The organism is Rhizobium centroccidentale, from assembly GCF_030182565.1.
Taxonomy (GTDB): Bacteria; Pseudomonadota; Alphaproteobacteria; order Rhizobiales; family Rhizobiaceae; genus Rhizobium.
The window spans coordinates 1-17,930 of record NZ_JAQJCG010000044.1; the positions used below are offsets into that span (position 1 = coordinate 1).

Consider the following 17,930-nt stretch of genomic DNA (forward strand, 5'->3'; position numbering starts at 1 on the left):
ATGAAGGTGCTGCTGATGGTGTCGCGCTTCGGCCATTGCCTCAACGACCTGCTCTACCGCTGGAAGATCGGTGCATTGCCGATCGACATCGTCGGCGTCGTCTCCAACCATTTCGATTACCAGAAGGTGGTGGTCAATCACGACATCCCCTTCCACCATATTCCGGTGACCAAGGCCAACAAGCCGGAGGCGGAAGCCCGGATCATGGACGTGGTCGAGCAGACCGGCACCGAACTCGTCGTGCTGGCGCGCTACATGCAGATCCTGTCGGATTCCATGTGCCAGAAGATGTCGGGCCGCATCATCAACATCCACCATTCCTTCCTGCCGTCGTTCAAGGGCGCCAACCCCTACAAGCAGGCCTATGAGCGCGGGGTGAAGTTGATCGGAGCGACGGCGCATTATGTGACGGCCGATCTCGACGAGGGGCCGATCATCGAGCAGGACACGGCGCGCATCACGCATGCGCAGTCTGCCGAGGACTATGTCTCGATCGGCCGCGATGTGGAGAGCCAGGTTCTCGCCCGCGCCATCCATGCCCATATCCACTATCGCACCTTCCTCAACGGCAACCGCACCGTCGTCTTCCCGGCAAGCCCGGGATCCTATGCCTCAGAGCGCATGGGGTGAGGCGCGAGCGCGCGATTTCGGCTGGCTTCTTTCCCTTTTCGCTCCAACACGCGATTTGATATCACCGGTATCGAATCGCCCGGAGATCGAGGAGAGGACATGCCATTCTACCGCAACGGTGCGCTGCTGCTGGCGGCGCTCCTGCTATCTGCGCCAGCATCCCATGCCCAAACGGCAGAACAGGACCCTTCCAAGATCGATCTTGCCAAGCTGATCGAATGCAAGACCTACGATGTCGCGGGTTATTACGATTTTGCCATGTGGCTGGCCGGGCCGGACAGCGCGACAGCTATGAGGCAGCTCGGTCTCACCGAAATGCCATCATCCGACCGATTCTTGCAAGAATTCAAGCTTTCGGCTCCTGTCACCGTGTTTGAACGACAAACAAACGAGATCGTCTTTACCTCCAGCGGACTGTTGGCCGTGCTTGATGAGCCTGATCCCCATCCGCTCGCCAAGTCACTTGGTGTCACCGCGACGATCGATCGGCCGAATAAGTTCCTTGGAGACAAGGAAGTCTCGTCAAGCAAGGAGCAACACGGATACGCTTACCCCCCGCTGCCGATGCGCATTTCCCTTAGGGTCTTCACCGTCGACAATCTTCCAGGCAAGACGCTGGCCGGTTGCAGCTATTCCATCGGGTAGGCGATAACGCCTGGCCAGCTGCATTCTGCGGCCTATCTTCCTCCTCACGCTCGACTACCCTATCTGTTTTGGGTAATTTTCTTTAGGATGGAATGGTTTAGTGTCGATGCGAATGAACCGTCCGGGGGGATGCCATGGCCGACGCCACGCTCGTAAACCGTATGCAACTGCCGAGACCGGACGTGACGCCGGAGGAGGCGGCCGAGATCCTGCAGACGCATTACGGTCTGAGCGGAACGCTGACCGAGCTCGGCAGTCAGCAGGACCGCAACTACCGCATCGATGCCGGCGATAATGCCTATGTGCTGAAGATTTGCCGGGCGGAATACGAGCTGGTCGAGCTCGAGGCGCAGAATGCCGCGATCCGCCATCTGCACGCCAAGCCGGATGCGCCGCGCGTGCCCGAGGTCATCCCCTCACTAAATGGCCGCGATATCCTCGCCACCACTCTCCGCGAGCAGGATTACCTCGTCCGGCTGCTCCGCTTTCTCCCCGGCCAGACGCTGACGCGGCGCAACTACCTGCCGCAGGCTTCCGTGGCCGGACTCGGCGCGCTTTCGGCCAAGCTTGCCCGCGATCTTGCCGATTTCGATCATCCCGGCCTGCACCGCAGCCTGCAATGGGACCTGCGACGGGCGGGACCAGTTGCCGTGCAGCTGCTGTCGGCCATAAGCGATCACGAGGCGCGCGACCGCATCGCCAAGGCAATGGTCGCCGCCGTCAAGCGCATCCAACCGCTTGCGAGCGAATTGCGCGTGCAGCCCGTGCATCACGATGTCACCGACGACAATGTCGTCAGCCATCCGGATGCGCATGGACAGCTCGTCCCCGATGGCGTCATCGACTTCGGCGATATCATCCAGGGCTGGCTGGTGGGCGATCTTGCCGTCACCTGTGCGTCGCTGCTACATCATGCAGGCGGCAACCCCTTCCATATCCTTCCGGCGATCAGGGCCTATCATGCGATCTATCCGCTGGAGGAGGTCGAAGCCAAGGCCCTGTGGCCGCTGATCGTCGCGCGCGCCGTCATCCTCACCGCCAGCACCGAGCAGCAGCTCGCTATCGACCCTGACAACGATTATGTGCGCGGCAATCTCGATTTCGAACGCGAAATCTTCGATGTCGCAACCGGGGCGCAGCCGGACGTGATGGAAGCGGCGATTCTGCGGACGATCGGTTTCGATGTCGATCCGATCGTGACCGACGGCTGGTCGCCGCTGCTGCCCGACATCGACCCCTCGCAGATTGCCGCCATCGATCTTTCCGTCACCGGGCCTGACTTCACGGACGGCAACTGGCAGAAACCGGATATGGACTGGCGGCTGCTTGCCCAGGCGGCAATCGCCTCCGGGACTGCGGCAACGCGCTATGGTGAATTCCGCCTCTCCGTTGCGGCGCCGCTTAGCATGGCGCCGCCGCAGAATTTCGCCCTGCATTGCGATATCTGCCTGCCGGCGGGCGCGACGGTTGCGGCTCCCTTCCCTGGCCTTCTGCAACGGCAGGGTCAGCATTTCGTGCTGGTCGGTGACGAAATCAGCCTGCATCTCGACGGTATCGAGAGTGCTCTCGAGGACGGAGCGGCCGTCGAGCAAGGTGCGACACTGGGGACGATCGGCAGCGAGGGTTCGGCAATCGGAGGACTGCGCATCCAGCTTTGCCGCGTGCCCGGCCTTGTGCCGCCGCTTTTTGCGACGGCGGATCAGGCAGAGGGGTGGTCGGCCGTCTCCCCCTCGCCCGCCGCTCTTTTGAACCCGGCCTGCGAGGCGCCGCGGCCGGACGCTTCCGTGCTGCTTTCCCTGCGCAATGCCCATTTCGCCAAGCCGCAAAAGCATTATTACGAGCTCCCGCCGCAGATCGAGCGCGGCTGGCGCGAATTCCTGTTCGACATGCAGGGGCGCTGCTACCTCGACATGGTCAACAACGTGACGACGCTTGGCCACGCCCATCCGCGCCTGACGGCAGCGATCGCCCGGCAATGGTCTCGCCTCAATACCAACTCCCGCTTCCATTATGCCAGCGTTACCGAACTCTCCGAGCGGCTGGCAACGCTGGCACCTGAAGGACTCGACAGCGTCTTCCTTGTCAATAGCGGCTCGGAAGCCAACGATCTCGCGATCCGCCTTGCGTGGGCGTACACCGGCAAGAGGAACATGCTTTGCCTCCTGGAGGCCTATCACGGCTGGACGGTTGCGAGCGACGCCGTCTCCACCTCGATTGCCGACAATCCGCAGGCGCTGACGACGCGGCCGGGCTGGGTTCATCCCGTCCTGTCTCCCAATACCTATCGCGGCCCGTTCCGAGGCCCGGATTCGGGGATCGATTATCTCAACGATGTCACGGCCAAGTTGCAGGCCATCGATGAAAAGGGAGATGGGCTTGCCGGCTTCATTGCCGAACCGGTCTATGGCAATGCAGGCGGTATCGCACTGCCGCATGGCTATCTAGCCGGCGCCTATGATGCAGTACGGCAGCGCGGCGGCCTTTGCATAGCCGACGAAGTGCAGGTGGGCTACGGTCGGCTCGGCGAGCATTTCTGGGGCTTCGAAACTCAGGGCGTCGTGCCCGACATCATCACCATCGCCAAGGGCATGGGCAACGGTCATCCGCTTGGCGCCGTCATCACCCGCCGCGAAATCGCAGAATCGCTGGAAAAGGAAGGCTATTTCTTCTCCTCCGCCGGCGGCAGCCCGGTCAGCTGCGTCGTAGGTCTCACAGTTCTCGATATCCTCAAGGATGAGAATCTGCAGGAAAATGCCCGCGTCATCGGTGACCGGCTGAAGGCCGGGCTGATCGCTCTCATGGATCGATTCCCGTTGATCGGCGCGGTGCATGGCACTGGGCTTTATCTCGGCGTGGAATTCGTGCGCGACCGTGACGGCCTGACGCCGGCCACCGAAGAAACGGCTGCGATCTGCGAGCACCTGCTCGATCTCGGGGTCATCATGCAGCCGACCGGCGATCACTTGAACGTGTTGAAGATAAAGCCGCCGCTATGCCTCGCAGCCGAGAGCGCCGATTTCTTCGTGAAGGCCCTGGAAAAAGTGCTTGAGGCTGGATTTTGACGTTCTCGTCACGCCGTTAACCATTGAGGTGTTTTAGCGGCGGGTGAATTTTATGCGGCCGGGGCATTGTCGAATCTCGCGCCAGTTCCTATCTGTTGCTCGGTGATCGGCGAGCCGTACCGACATGGATAGTAATACGAAGGTTTTAAGACAACCTTCCTCGCAATCCGCCAGGCTCGGAATTTTATTTTCCCGATCGTCGATATTTTGACATCTTTCGGAATATGTTTCTGAGGATGCAATTGCTATTATCTACTAATATAGTGGATAATGGTACACTCACCGCGGGTTCCGCAACTGGGACCCTAACAAGTACAACGCCAATTGAGGAAGTGACATGCTGAATAGAAAAGTCATTGCTTCGTTCCTTGGGCGGCCCGTGCTTGGCAATGACCGTTCGGGCGCGCTCTCCCGCCCGTGCTGTCGAATGTGACGTTCGTCCTCCTTCCCGGAATAAGACAGTCAATTCGCCATGTCTGCGCCGTTCGTGCGCAGAGGGAGTCTATTTATGAAGAAGCAAGTCATCGAATACGCCGGCGTCCCCGTCGGCATCGTCGTTCCCGATCAGGATCGGCTCAAGTTCATCGCTGTAAAATATCATGTCCATGATCTGGACGAACAGCATTTCAGAAATGCGGACGAAGTGAAGCTTGCGATCCGCGACCTTCTTTCCCGCCAGCAGGCAAAACCGATCCATGTTTGATGGGTCGGCTCGCCTAAGCTCTTACCCAATCCCATCCCCAGCCCTCACCTTTTGATAAAATCAGGGTGGGGGTTTCTTTATTTGAGGCCATCGCGTGGCTTTTTCCGAAGGAAGCTTCCGCCGGCTCATTATGAAACGCGAAGCTCCAAAACCTCCAATCCCGGACCGCTTGGGTCGGCCAAACCTATCTTGTCTTTTTCCCCTCTTTACGATCCTATCGCCATGACGACCTCGCGTTGTAAACGGCGAAGGATTTTTCATTGGCTGACCTTCTCAATCTCCTGACCGATGTCGAAGGCGTCGCTGTCGGTCACTCGACCGATCTGGCGCTTGGCTCGGGCGTCACCGCCATCGTCTTCGATGAGCCGGCTATTGCCTCCTGCACCGTTCTCGGCGGCGCGCCAGGCGGGCGGGATACAGCGTTGCTGGACCCGGCTATGACTGTCGGTACGGTGGATGCTCTCGTACTCTCAGGCGGCTCGGCCTTCGGGCTCGATGCCGCCGGCGGCGTGCAGGCAGGCTTGAGGGAAATCGGTCGAGGCCTAAAGGTTGGCGATGCGCTGGTGCCGATCGTGCCGCAGGCGATTTTGTTCGATCTGATCAACGGCGGCAACAAGGATTGGGGATTGCACTCGCCCTATCGCGACATGGGATATGCCGCCTTCAAGGCCGCAGATAAAGGGCCGTTTGCGCTTGGAAGCGTCGGCGCCGGCACCGGTGCCACGACGGCAACGGTCAAGGGCGGGCTCGGCTCGGCAAGCGCCGTCAGCAGCCAGGGATACAGGATCGCCGCCATCGTCGCCGTCAATGCACTCGGCTCCGCCACCATCGGCGACGGCCCGCATTTCTGGGCGGCTCCCTTCGAAGAAAACGGCGAATTCGGCGGTCTTGGCATGCCGCAGGTGGTCGATTCTCGCCTGCGGCTGAAGGGCACCAACATCACCGCTACGACCATCGGCGCCGTCATCACCGACGCCCAGCTGACCAAGGCGGAGGCACATCGCCTCTCCATCTCAGCCCATGACGGTTTCGCCCGGGCGCTCTTGCCGACGCATCTGCCGCTCGACGGCGATACCGTGTTTGCCGCATCCACCGGCAAGCATTCCCGCGACGATATGCCTGGTTTCATGGAGCTCTGCCACCTCGCCGCGACAGCCATGGCGCGCGCCATCGCCCGCGGCGTTTATGAGGCGGCGGCGCTGCCGGTCGAAGGCGGGCAGCCCGCATGGCGGGATCGCTTCGCCCAGCCCGGCGTCTAAAGGGAGATCCCGCGCATGCAGATCCGCGCGCTGATCTATTTCGACGAACTGGTGCGAACCAATTCGATGCGCCAGGCGGCAGAAAACCTGAACGTGGCGCCGACGGCCATCAGCCGCCAGATCGAGAACCTCGAATATCACTTCGGTACGCAGCTGGTCGAGCGCAGCGCCCGCGGCATCAAATTGACCGCTGCCGGCGAATTGTTGGCGGAGCGCGCCGGCCGGACGCTGCGCGAGCTCGATCATGTCCACCAGCTGATCGAAGACCTGAAAGGCCTGCAGCGCGGGACGGTCAGCATCTATGCCAATGGCGCGTCCGTCGCCAACATCCTTGCGCCGGCGCTGGCCGAGTTCAGCCTGCGCTATCCGGGCCTGCGCTTCGAAGTGACCATCACCAGCGCCCGCGGCGCCATCGAAGCCGTCAACAATGCCGAGGCCGATATTGCGGTGACGCTGTTTGCCCCGCCGCTTTCCGGTACAAAGGTGCGCCTGCGTTCCGAACTGATTTATGACGTGATCGCTGCCGCCTCTCATCCGCTTGCTGCCGCCAGCGAGATCACGCTTGCGGAAATCTCGGCACACGCGCTTGCCGTCCCCGATCGCTCCTTTGGCGCAAGGCAGGCCTTCGACGTGCTGTTCGAACGCGAGGGGCTGAGGCTCGATCCAGTCTTTGAGACCGGCTCGCTGGAAATGCAGAAGGAACTGGTGCTGCGCGGCGCAGCAATCACCATGTTGCCGGCGCTGACCGTTCAAAGGGAGATCGAGGCGGGTCAGCTCGTCGCGCGGCCCGTCGCGGGCGGCATGGGGGTGCGGACGCCGGTCGATCTCTGCGTCGCGCCCGATCGCCAGCTCTCCTTCGCCGCCGGCAAGCTGCTCGATTTCATCGAGCGCTTCATGCGCGAACAACTTTCCGCCAAGGGGAGGCAGGATTGAACCCAACACTGTAGAAGACAAAACCAGTGTAGCGGTTTCGGCTACACCGAGCACACATTTTCGGAATTGTGTGTGCGCCTATGAGATGACACTATCCTGAAAAAGACCGCAGCCGGAGGGAAGCCGGCCATGCGGGGAAAAGCAAGGGAACCGACATGACCAAGTTTTCACGCCCGAGCCTGGGCGACGTCGCGCGCCGGCTTGCCTATGGCGCCGCAGTTTCTGCCGGCCTGCTGATGATGGGCCTGACACAAGCCGAGGCCGCGAAGACGACACTCAATCTCGGCATGAGCGTCGAGCCGACGGGCCTTGATCCGACGATCGCCGCGCCCGTCGCGATCGGCCAGGTCACCTGGCAGAATATTTTCGAAGGTCTGGTTGCCATCGACCAGAACGGCAAGATCGTGCCGCAGCTTGCCAAGAGCTGGGAGATTTCGCCCGACGGCCTCACCTATACGTTCAAGCTGCAGACCGGCGTGAAATTCCATGACGGCGAGGCCTTCGATTCGGCTGCCGCCAAGTTCACGCTCGATCGCGCCCGTGGCAAAGATTCCGTCAATCCGCAAAAGCGCTTCTTCTCGACTATCGCCTCGATCGACACGCCGGATGCGGAAACGCTGGTGCTCCATCTGTCCTCGCCAACCGGTAGCCTGCTCTATTGGCTGGGCTGGCCGAGCTCCGTCATGGTCGGGCCGAAGTCCTCGGCTAACGACAAGACCACGCCCATCGGCACCGGACCGTTCAAATTCTCCGCCTGGACGAAGGGCGACCATGTCGACCTCGTCAAGAACCCGGACTACTGGAATAAGTCGGTCGACGTGAAGCTCGAGAAGGTGACCTTCCGCTTCATTTCCGATCCGCAGGCTGAGGCCGCCGCATTAAAAGCCGGCGATCTCGATACCTTTCCTGAATTCGCAGCGCCGGAGCTCATGAATTCCTTCGAGGGCGATGCCAGGCTGACGACCAAGATCGGCAATACCGAGCTCAAGGTCGTGGCCGGCATGAACAACACCCGCAAGCCTTTCGACGACAAGCGCGTGCGCCAGGCGCTGATGATGGCGCTGGACCGCAAGACGATCATCGAAGGCGCGTGGTCCGGTTTAGGCACCGCGATCGGCAGCCACTACACGCCGAACGACCCCGGCTACAAAGATTTGACCGGCACGCTGCCCTATGACGCCGCCAAGGCCAAAGCATTGCTTGCCGAAGCCGGCTATCCAAATGGCTTCACCTTCACCATCAAGACGCCGCAAATGGCCTATGCGCCTCGCAGTGCCCAGGTGATGCAGGCGATGTTTGCCGATGTCGGCGTGACGATGAATATCGAGCCCACGGAATTCCCGGCAAAATGGGTGCAGGACGTTTTCACCGGCCGCAATTACGACATGACAATCGTCGCCCATGCCGAGCCGATGGATATCGATATCTATTCGCGCGATCCCTATTACTTCAACTACAAGAACCCGGCCTTCAACGAGTTGATGAAGAAGATTCAGCTCACCGCCGATCCCGCCGAGCAGAACAAGCTCTATGGCGAGGCGCAAAGCATTCTTGCCGAGGATGTGCCGTCGCTCTTCCTGTTCGTGATGCCGAAGCTCGGCGTCTGGGACAAGAAGCTGAAGGGTCTCTGGGAGAACGAACCGATCCCGTCCAACGTGCTGACCAACGTTTCCTGGGAAGACTGAGTTCTTTGCCTGCAGGCGCGGATGGGCGGATCGCTTCGCCCGCCGCGAACCATTTCGAACCCAACCATTTCGATGCCGGGCATGATCGGCCATGGACTTGCTATGATCGTACTGCTCACCCGCCGGATTTTCGGACTTGTGCTGACGCTGATTGCCGTCTCGCTGCTGGTCTTTGCCGTCATGGCGCTGCTGCCAGGCGACCCGGCCGCGATCACGCTCGGCACCTCGGCGACGCCGGAAACGCTTGCCGCGCTCCGGCATGATATGGGGCTCGATCAGCCGCTGATCGTGCGCTATGGGCAATGGCTCGCCGGCGCGCTGACGGGTGATCTTGGCACGTCCTATACCTATGGTGTTCCGGTCGCCGGTCTGATTGCCGAGCGGCTTGCCGTCACCCTGCCGCTTGCGCTGCTTGCCATCCTGTTGTCGGTTCTTGTCGCCGTGCCGCTCGGTGTTGCGGCAGCGGCACGGCGCGGCGGTGTCTTCGATATCATCGCCACACTATTTTCGCAGATGGGCATCGCCGTTCCGGGCTTCTGGGTCGGCCTCTTGCTGGTGCTTCTGTTTGCCACATCGCTCGGCTGGATGCCGGCCGGTGGTTTTCCCGGTTGGGAGAGCGGATTCTGGCCCGCTGCGAAGTCGCTCGTGCTGCCGGCCGCTGCCCTTGCTCTGCCCCAAGCGGCGGTGCTGACCCGTGTGACGCGCTCGGCCGTGCTCGATACGCTGCATGAGGATTTTGCCCGCACGGCGATCGCCAAGGGTCTATCGCGCAGCCGCGTGCTTTGGGGGCACGTGGTGCCGAATGCGCTGGTGCCTGTGCTGACCATTCTCGGACTGCAATTCACCTTTCTTGTCGCCGGCGCCGTGCTGATCGAAAATGTCTTCACCCTTCCAGGCCTTGGCCGTCTCGCCTATCAGGCGCTCAGCCAGCGCGACGTCATCGTTCTGCAGGATGTCGTGCTGTTCTTCGCCGGCCTCGTCATCGTCGTGAACTTTGTGGTGGACCTCTCCTATCTCGCCATCGATCCGCGGCTGCGAGCGGGAGGTGCGCGATGACTACAGTCGAGACCAAAGTTGCCGCGCCACCTTCCCGTCGCCGTTTTCGGGCGCTGCGGCGAATGAATCTCATCGTCGGCGCCGTCATCATCCTTGCGCTCTTCTGCGTTGCTCTCCTCTCGCAGTTCTGGACGCCGGTGCCGCCCGCGAAGATGCAGATCCTTCACAAGCTGCAGCCGCCCCTCGGCTTCGGGCCTCTCGGCACCGACCAGATCGGCCGCGACGTCCTGTCGATGCTGATGGCGGGCTGCTGGAATTCACTTTCGATCTCGGTGTCATCGGTCGCGATCGGCGGAACGATCGGAACGATCATCGGCGTCTCCGCCGCCGCCCAACGCGGCCTGTTCGAGGCCCTGGTCATGCGGGCTTGTGACGTGATCTTCGCCCTGCCGCCGATCCTTTCGGCCATGATCCTCGGTGCATTTCTCGGGACCGGGCGCTCGACGGCGATCATCGCCATTGCCGTCTTCATGGTGCCGGTCTTTGCCCGCGTCGCGCTCGGTTCCGCCTTGCAGGCGTGGAGCCGCGACTATGTGCTGGCGGCGCGTGCCATCGGCAATACGCAGCTTTCCATCACGCTGCGCCATGTCCTGCCCAACATCATGGGCAGCATCATCGTCCAGGCGACCATCCAGCTCGGCCTTGCGATCCTGACCGAGGCCGGGCTTGCCTTCCTGGGCTTGAGCGTACCGCCGCCCGCACCGACCTGGGGACGGATGCTGGCCGATGCACAGACCTATTTTCACGTCGCGCCGTGGCTCGCCCTGCTTCCGGGGCTCGCCATCGCGCTTTCCGTGCTTGGCTTCAACCTGCTCGGCGACGGGCTGCGCGATCTCCTCGACCCCCGCGAGGCGACGCGCTGATTGAGATATGAAGAGTATAGATCATGACCGAACCTACCGATCTTTCCATCCGTGACCTCCGGCGCCAATTTGCCGATAAAAGCCTGTCTCCCAGCGAGTACTGGCTGGCGCTCGAGGCGCATATCGAGGCATGGGAGCCGACAATCGCTGCTCTCTATGCCTATGATCCTGAAGATGCCCGCAAGCAGGCAGCTGCTTCGACAGAGCGCTGGGCGAAGGGTGCGCCGCTTGGGACCCTGGACGGTATTCCGGTAACGTTAAAGGAGCTGATCGCCACCAAGGGCCAGCCGGTGCCGCTCGGCACGGCGGCCGTCGAGCTCATCCCTGCTGCCGAAGATGCTCCCATCGCCGCCCGCATGCGCGAGGATGGCGCGGTGATTTTCGCCAAAACCACCTGCCCCGATTACGGCATGCTCTCCTCCGGCCTTTCGAGCTTTCACAAGCTCAGCCGCAACCCCTGGGACCCAAGCCGGAATCCGGGCGGCTCCAGCGCCGGTGCGTCCGCCGCCGCGGCTGCCGGTTACGGACCGTTGCATATCGGCACCGATATCGGCGGCTCGATACGCCTGCCCGCTGGCTGGACAGGTATTTTTGGCTTCAAGCCGAGCAATGGCCGTATTCCGATCGATCCCTATTATCTCGGGCGATGCGCCGGACCGATGACCCGCACGGTCGAGGATGCCGCCTTTTCCATGGCGACGCTCTCGCGGCCCGACTGGCGCGACAGCACCAGCCTACAGCCGAACGGGATCGACTGGATGGATCTCGATATCGACGTCCGAGGCATGAAGATCGGCCTGATGCTGGATGCTGGCTGCGGGCTGCCTGTCGAGGACGAGATACGCGATGCCGTCATCGCTGCCGCCAAGCGCTTCGAGGAAGCGGGCGCCATCATCGTCGATGTCGCGCCGGTGCTGACCAGGCAGATGCTGGACGGGCTCGATGCCCTCTGGCGCGCCCGCTTCTGGGGCGACATGACGGCCTTGAGCGAGGAACGCCGCAACAGCATCCTGCCCTATATTTACAGCTGGGCGAAGGGCGGCGCCGGTATCAGCGGCGTCGATGCCGTTCGCGGCTTCAACCAGACCTACGAGATGCGCAAGAGCTGCGCCAAGCTCTTCGCAGAGGTGGATGCCGTGCTTTCGCCGACCAATCCGATCGTCTCCTATCCCGCCGAATGGGCTTCGCCCACCAACGACCCGGCCCGGCCTTTCGAGCACATCGCCTTCACCGTTCCGTGGAACATGTCGGAACAGCCGGCCGCATCGATCAATTGCGGCTTCTCCCGCTCCGGCATGCCGATCGGCATGCAGATCATCGGCCCGCGCTTCGACGACATGCTGGTGCTTCGCCTCTCGAAGGCCTTCGAGGACTGGAGCGGCGGCGTGACGAACTGGCCGAAGCGGCCGGCGTGAACCGAACTTGGAGACAGCCAGCTAGTCCAGCGACAACGGCAGGGAAAGACCGACCTTGACCCGGTCCATAGTGACGAGCGACTTGAACTTCGTGACATTCGGATTGTCGTAGAACAGACGCCGGGCCACCTCCTCATAGGCGGACATGCTCGGGACGACGATGATGAGCACGAAATCGGCCTCGCCGGTGACACCGTAGCATTGCTGGACTTCCGGAGCTTCGAGGAAGCTGCGCTTGATCGCATTGATGAGGTCATAGCGTTCGTTTGCGATATGGACCTCGACGACGATGGTAATCGGCAAACCCACGGCTGTCGGATTGACGACCGCGATATTGGCCTGGATGACGCCGCTTTCCTGCATGCGCTTGATGCGCCGCTGCACGGCCGGCGCCGACAAGTTGATCCGTTCACCGATCTCTCGTTGCGGAACCGTACTGTCCCTTTGAAGAATCTCGAGAATTGTCAGGTCGAACTCATCGAGATCGGCGGGTTTGCGCATTTCAATAGATCCTTACCGCAATGAGGAAACAAAATTGCATGAAAGCCGTCAAAATGGAGCCAAATACTCTTCCCTTATGTACTAGCTTTGCGCCACACATCATCTGACTTTGTAAAGGCACGAGAATGTCACAGCCGGACACCGAATACGATATGCGTAGCGCGAGCCTCGAAGAAAGCGAAGATACGAAGGGCTTTCTTCTTGGCGTGGTAGCGATGCTTCTCGCGGCGCTGGCGATGAGCATCTCGCCGAGCCTCGTGCGGCTTGCCGATGTCGGGCCTTTCGCCAGCGCCTTCTGGCGTGTCTTTCTGGCGCTGCCGATCCTTTGGATATGGATGCGATATGGCGAGGCGGCGGAGCCCAATGCACCCCGCGCCAGCTTTACGATACCGACGATTCTCGCCGGCATCGCCTTCACGGGTGACCTGTTCTTCTGGCATCTCTCCATCATGCGGACGACGATCGCCAATGCTACCTTCTTCGCGACGATGGCGCCGCTGTGGGTCGTCATCTTCGGCTGGCTTCTTTTGAGACAGCGTGTCAGCCGCGCCACGCTTCTCGGGCTTCTCGTCTGCCTTGGGGGCGGCACGGCACTCGTTGTTCAAAGCCTGGCATTCAATCCGGACCGCGCCGTTGGCGATGCGCTCGCCATCATCACCGGCGCCTTTTTCGGCCTTTATTTCCTGGCGGTCGGCGCGGCGCGCCCCGGAACCAATGCCGCGCGCGTCACCTTCGAATTGAGTATCATAACCTCGGCGATCCTGTTCCTGATCGCCTTCTTCTTCGAACCGCGTATCCTGCCGCAGTCGATCTCGGGATGGTGCGTGCTTCTCGCGCTCGGCCTCATCAGCCATGCCGGCGGACAAGGACTGCTTTCGGTGGCGCTCGGACGGTTACCGACCGTGTTTTCCTCGCTCGTCATTTTCTTGGAGTCGATCGCAGCCGCCCTTTTCGCCTGGTTCCTCTTCGGCGAAAACGTCACGCTGCTGCAGGCGCTTGGCGGCATCGTCATCGTCGCCGGCATCTGGATCGCGCGTCCGCGTACGCCGTAAGACCGCCGCCAGGACAAATGCCGGATGGGTTGCCGCTACAGAGTTTCGGAGCGTAGTCAGTCGACGAAGCGGCGATAGCCGGTCGGCTTTTCATAGAGCCAGCCGATGCGTTCGATGGCGGCGGCAAAATTCTCCCGGGCGACGGTCATGGTATGGCCGTTGGCATGGACGATGGTTTCCGGATCTTCCATGATCGCGACATGCCCCTTCCAGAAGACGAAATCGCCTCGCTTCAGCTCCTCGCGCTCGATCGGCTGGCCGAGGCCGGCGGCCTGCATGTCGGTATCGCGCGGTGCGGCACGGCCCGTCATCGACAGCGCTAACTGCACGAGGCCGGAGCAATCGATACCGAGGCCCGAGCGGCCGCCCCAGAGATAGGGCGTCTCGATGAAGCGTAAGGCGACATCGACAAAATCGCCGCCCCTGTTGTAGCCGATCGGCTGGACATGTTTTGCGAAAATGGCAGTGCCATCCTCCAGGACCACGTAATGATTGCCCCGCGCTTCCGCCGTACCGGTCACATGCACGAGGCTGCCCATGGAGAGGATCGCAGCATGCGGCTTGCGCAACTCCGGCTCGGGATAGAGGAAGGTGCGCTGCGGAACGATGACGTGGGTCGACGCTGCCGCACCCTCCTTGATCGCCGTTTCAGGGAGATAGCCGACATAACCGTCAGACAAAGCCTTGACCCAGCACCAGCCATCGCGGCGTTCGAATATCGTCACCTCTTCGCCCATCAAGAGCTCGGTATCAATGCCCGAGGCAAGATCCGGCTTCGGCCGAAGCGCAACGACCGGTACCGTGATGCGTGCGCTGCTGCCCTCGACGAAGCGCTCGGCCTCGATCTTGCCCTTGAGAGAAGCCTCTGCGAGATCGGGCCTGAAAGCATTGAGACGGCGGTCGAGCATCATGGTGAAATTCCTGGGGTTACAATTTTCGGCCGTGCTCGATGATGAGATCGCCGAGTTTTTCAAGATAAAGCGCGCCGGTGACTGTTCGCTTAATGATGACGTTGCGGCGATCGCGATCGTCGCGCACACGGTCGACCAATCCCATCACCCCCATGGTGTCAAGCGCCCGAGTGATGACGGGCTTGGTGACGCCAAGGGTCGCGGCCAGACCGCGTACCGTGTGCGGCGGCGGCACAAGATAGATCTGCAGCAGGATCGCCGTCTGCCGCAGCGTCAAATCGTGATCCTCGCGGCGCACCTGAGCGAGCGTCACGCCATGCCAGAGGCCGAGAGCCTGCGAGGCGGTGAGTTCAAGCGGCAAGGGCAACCCCGAAATTCGTTACGCTGCCGTTCCAGTCTCGGCCAAGATCATGGCGGTTTCAAGGGGAATTCACCAACCCCTTCTCCCCGCAATGCGGGGAGAAGGTGGGACCGAGACATTGAGCAAAGCGATATGTCGAGGGCTCGGATGAGGGGCTTTCTCGAAAGCAACCGGAAAATCAGAGTCTTCGTCTTTTCGGACCACTATTCGTAATGGTCAGGTCAGTCCGTCGCTGTGGCGCTCTTGTGCCTGGCCCCTCACCCTAACCCTCTCCCCGCATGCGGGGAGAGGGGACTAGAGCCCCTACCGCACGCTCTGCCTGATATAGTGATAGAGCGCCCGGATCGCCTGAGCCTCGCCGCCGCCGGGCGAATGCGGACGTTCGCTCGGCGCCCAGCCGAAAATATCGAAATGCACCCAGCTCGGCGTCTTCGTCACGAAGCGCTTGAGGAACAGGGCAGCAGTAATGGAGCCGGCCATGCCGCCTGATGGAGCATTGGTGATATCGGCGAATTTGGTGCGGATATCCTTGTCGTAGCCCATATAGAGCGGCATCCGCCAGAGCGGGTCGTCCATCTCCAGGCTCGCTTCCGTCAGGTCGCTGGCAAGGTCGCTATCGTCGGTGAAGAAGGGTGGCAGGTCGGGGCCGAGCGCGACGCGAGCAGCACCCGTCAGCGTCGCCATGTCGATCATCAGGTCCGGCGCGTCCTCGTCGGCATAGGCGAGCGCGTCGGCGAGGATCAGCCGTCCCTCGGCATCGGTATTGTCGATCTGCACGGTCAGGCCCTTGCGGCTCCTGTAGATATCGCCGGGACGGAAGGCGTTGGATGAAATCGAGTTCTCGACGACCGGAATGATAACGCGAAGATCGACCTTGAGCTTGGCATCCATGATCATCAGCGCCAAGCCCATGACATTGGCCGCGCCACCCATGTCCTTCTTCATCAGTAGCATCGAGGATGCCGGCTTGATGTCGAGGCCGCCGGTGTCGAAGCACACACCCTTGCCGACCAGCGTGATGCGGCGATGGCCCTTCTTGCCCCAGCGCATTTCGAGAAGGCGCGGCGCATCGGCGCTCGCGCGTCCCACCGTATGAACCAGCGGAAAATTCTCCTTCAGGAGATCGTCGCCGATAATGACGGACATATCTGCCTTGTAGTGCTCGGCAAGCGCCCTGAAGGCGGCTTCCAGCTGTTCCGGACCCATGTCGTTGGTCGGCGTGTTGATGAGGTCGCGGGCAAGGAAGACGCCTGCCAGCTGGCGCTTGATATCGGCAGCATCGGCATCGCGCGGGATCATCAGCGTGGGTGCCGCGGCTTTTTCCGACTTGTAGCGGTCGAAGCGATAGCTGCCGAGACCGAAACCAAGCGAGAGCCGGTTCGCCGTCAGCGGCGCCGTCTCGATATGCCAGTCGCCGGCCGGCAGGCTGCGCGCCAGCTTGCCCGTGAGGAAGGGTTGCTCGGATGGGTTAGAGCCTAGGCCGAAGAGAGCGCCGCCCAGATGCCCCTCCGCGGTCGGGATCAGCAGCAACGAACCGCTCTCCGCCTTGTAACCCGCCTTGCGTGCCCAATCGAGCGCGATGGGATCGATGGTACCGGTCTCGATATGCGCGGGGGTAACGGCAAAGATCGGCAGGGTCGCGCCACCCTTCGAATTGAAGGGCGTCGCGCGCTCGATGAATTGATAGGGGGCCATGACTATCCTTTGACGATGACTTCAGGGAATCGGGGACTTCAGGGAATCGAGAGTTAACCGTCTGTTAGGGTTAACAGATTATTGCTGGAGCGAACATTGCGTCGAACCTTTCCCTGTTCCGATTCTAGGCCGGGCGCAAGACTATAGGAATACAGGGATAAGCGACATGCCCGCCGTCTCAGCTGCGTCTTCATTCAGAACCTTTCTTTTCCGGGGGGCTTCGTCTGCGCTTCTGGCGATCGCGCTCGCAAGCTGCTCGACAACCGGAAAAGATCGGATGACGACGGGCTCGATCCCCACGGCGTCGCGGCCTCTCGACACGATGAACAGCACCGATCTCGCACAGGCGACCGCGACGTTTGGCAAGGCCTATGACGCCAATCCTAGGGATCGCGATGCCGGCGTCAATTATGCCAATGCCTTGCGCATGAGCGGCCGCAACGATCAGGCGCTTGCCGTCATGCAGCAGGTGGCAATCGCCAATCCGAGCGATCGCGGCGTCCTGGCCGCCTACGGCAAGGCGCAAGCGGCGGCAGGGCAGCTCGACGAAGCGCTCTCGACCATTGACCGCGCACAGCTGCCGGATCGGCCGGATTGGCGGCTGGTTTCGGCGCAGGGCGCCATCCTCGATCAGCTCGGGCGCTCCACCGATGCACGCGCCAAATATCGCGATGCGCTGGTGCTCGCCCCCAACGAACCGACCGTTCTTTCCAATCTTGGCATGTCCTATGTGCTGACCGGCGACCTCAAGAATGCGGAGAGCTATCTCCGCACGGCCGTCGCCCAGCCGGGCGCCGACAGCCGCGTGCGGCAGAACCTGGCGCTGGTCGTCGGGCTACAGGGTCGCTTTGCGGAAGCCGAACAAATCGCCCGCCAGGAACTGACGCCGCAACAGGCAAATGCCAACGTCGCCTATCTGCGCGGCATGCTGGCACAGCAGAATTCCTGGCAGAAGCTTGCCGCCAGCGGCGACAGCAGGAAAGTCGCCCAGCAATAGAACGGGAGAGCCATAGCGGCTTTCCCGAGCAGCTCTCGAAAACGAAAGTCAGCCGCCGATCGGTCTAGAGCGTTTCATGTTTTGTTTGAAGCGTATCCTGCATTGACAAGATAATTGGTGCACTCGTCTGGACTGATTGTCTGGACGAGTGAGCCGAGATAT

At 61.5% G+C, this 17,930-nt stretch carries 16 protein-coding genes; 12 read left to right on the plus strand and 4 right to left on the minus strand.

Going from position 1 to position 17,930, the window contains the following annotated elements; genetic code table 11:
- The 10 genes from PH562_RS30225 to PH562_RS30270 all read left to right on the plus strand — a co-directional run.
- Positions 1–630 (plus strand): formyltetrahydrofolate deformylase (locus PH562_RS30225; protein WP_285177563.1); only part of this gene is annotated, 630 nt, incomplete at its 5' end.
- 99 nt (positions 631–729) lie between these two features.
- Entirely contained in the window at positions 730–1,275 is a 546-nt protein-coding gene (locus PH562_RS30230; protein WP_285177565.1) for a hypothetical protein, read from the plus strand.
- A 134-nt stretch (positions 1,276–1,409) separates the two neighbouring features.
- Entirely contained in the window at positions 1,410–4,337 is a 2,928-nt protein-coding gene (locus PH562_RS30235; RefSeq protein ID WP_285177566.1) for an aminotransferase, read from the plus strand.
- Positions 4,338–4,845: 508 nt separating this feature from the next.
- Positions 4,846–5,040: a hypothetical protein gene (locus PH562_RS30240; RefSeq protein ID WP_015338438.1), complete on the plus strand. Its 195-nt coding sequence runs from the start codon at positions 4,846–4,848 to the stop codon at positions 5,038–5,040.
- Positions 5,041–5,300: 260 nt separating this feature from the next.
- A complete protein-coding gene (locus PH562_RS30245) occupies positions 5,301–6,299 on the plus strand; it encodes a P1 family peptidase (protein WP_285177568.1) in 999 nt (332 codons plus the stop codon).
- Between the two features lie 15 nt (positions 6,300–6,314).
- Positions 6,315–7,232 (plus strand): LysR substrate-binding domain-containing protein, encoded by a 918-nt coding sequence (locus PH562_RS30250; protein WP_285177569.1) that lies wholly within the window; start codon positions 6,315–6,317, stop codon positions 7,230–7,232.
- 155 nt (positions 7,233–7,387) lie between these two features.
- A complete protein-coding gene (locus PH562_RS30255; protein ID WP_285177570.1) occupies positions 7,388–8,917 on the plus strand; it encodes an ABC transporter substrate-binding protein in 1,530 nt (509 codons plus the stop codon).
- Between the two features lie 102 nt (positions 8,918–9,019).
- Positions 9,020–9,973, plus strand: a complete 954-nt coding sequence (locus PH562_RS30260; RefSeq protein WP_285177581.1) for an ABC transporter permease — start codon at positions 9,020–9,022, stop codon at positions 9,971–9,973.
- Positions 9,970–10,836 carry an ABC transporter permease gene (locus tag PH562_RS30265; RefSeq protein WP_285177571.1) on the plus strand — a complete coding sequence of 289 codons (867 nt, stop codon included), beginning with the start codon at positions 9,970–9,972 and terminating at the stop codon, positions 10,834–10,836. Before PH562_RS30260 ends, PH562_RS30265 begins: the two co-directional genes overlap by 4 nt.
- 23 nt (positions 10,837–10,859) lie before the next feature.
- Entirely contained in the window at positions 10,860–12,251 is a 1,392-nt protein-coding gene (locus PH562_RS30270) for an amidase (RefSeq protein WP_285177573.1), read from the plus strand.
- A gap of 21 nt (positions 12,252–12,272) precedes the next feature.
- Here the strand turns inward: PH562_RS30270 and PH562_RS30275 are convergent, their stop codons facing one another.
- A complete protein-coding gene (locus PH562_RS30275) occupies positions 12,273–12,752 on the minus strand; it encodes an Lrp/AsnC family transcriptional regulator (RefSeq protein ID WP_285177575.1) in 480 nt (159 codons plus the stop codon).
- A gap of 125 nt (positions 12,753–12,877) precedes the next feature.
- On the opposite strand from PH562_RS30275, the gene PH562_RS30280 reads away from it, so the two are divergent.
- Positions 12,878–13,804: a DMT family transporter gene (locus tag PH562_RS30280; RefSeq protein WP_285177576.1), complete on the plus strand. Its 927-nt coding sequence runs from the start codon at positions 12,878–12,880 to the stop codon at positions 13,802–13,804.
- A 56-nt stretch (positions 13,805–13,860) separates the two neighbouring features.
- Here the strand turns inward: PH562_RS30280 and PH562_RS30285 are convergent, their stop codons facing one another.
- From PH562_RS30285 to PH562_RS30295, 3 genes are all read right to left on the minus strand, one after another.
- Positions 13,861–14,715, minus strand: a complete 855-nt coding sequence (locus PH562_RS30285; protein WP_285177577.1) for a C40 family peptidase — start codon at positions 14,713–14,715, stop codon at positions 13,861–13,863.
- A gap of 16 nt (positions 14,716–14,731) precedes the next feature.
- Positions 14,732–15,076 carry a MarR family transcriptional regulator gene (locus PH562_RS30290; RefSeq protein ID WP_041677769.1) on the minus strand — a complete coding sequence of 115 codons (345 nt, stop codon included), beginning with the start codon at positions 15,074–15,076 and terminating at the stop codon, positions 14,732–14,734.
- A gap of 303 nt (positions 15,077–15,379) precedes the next feature.
- A complete protein-coding gene (locus PH562_RS30295) occupies positions 15,380–16,771 on the minus strand; it encodes a leucyl aminopeptidase family protein (protein WP_285177579.1) in 1,392 nt (463 codons plus the stop codon).
- A gap of 166 nt (positions 16,772–16,937) precedes the next feature.
- Here PH562_RS30295 and PH562_RS30300 point away from each other — a divergent pair, with 166 nt between their 5' ends.
- The gene (locus tag PH562_RS30300; RefSeq protein ID WP_285177580.1) at positions 16,938–17,768 is read left to right on the plus strand and encodes a tetratricopeptide repeat protein; all 831 of its coding nucleotides are present in this window, start codon (positions 16,938–16,940) and stop codon (positions 17,766–17,768) included.
- Positions 17,769–17,930: the final 162 nt, after the last annotated feature.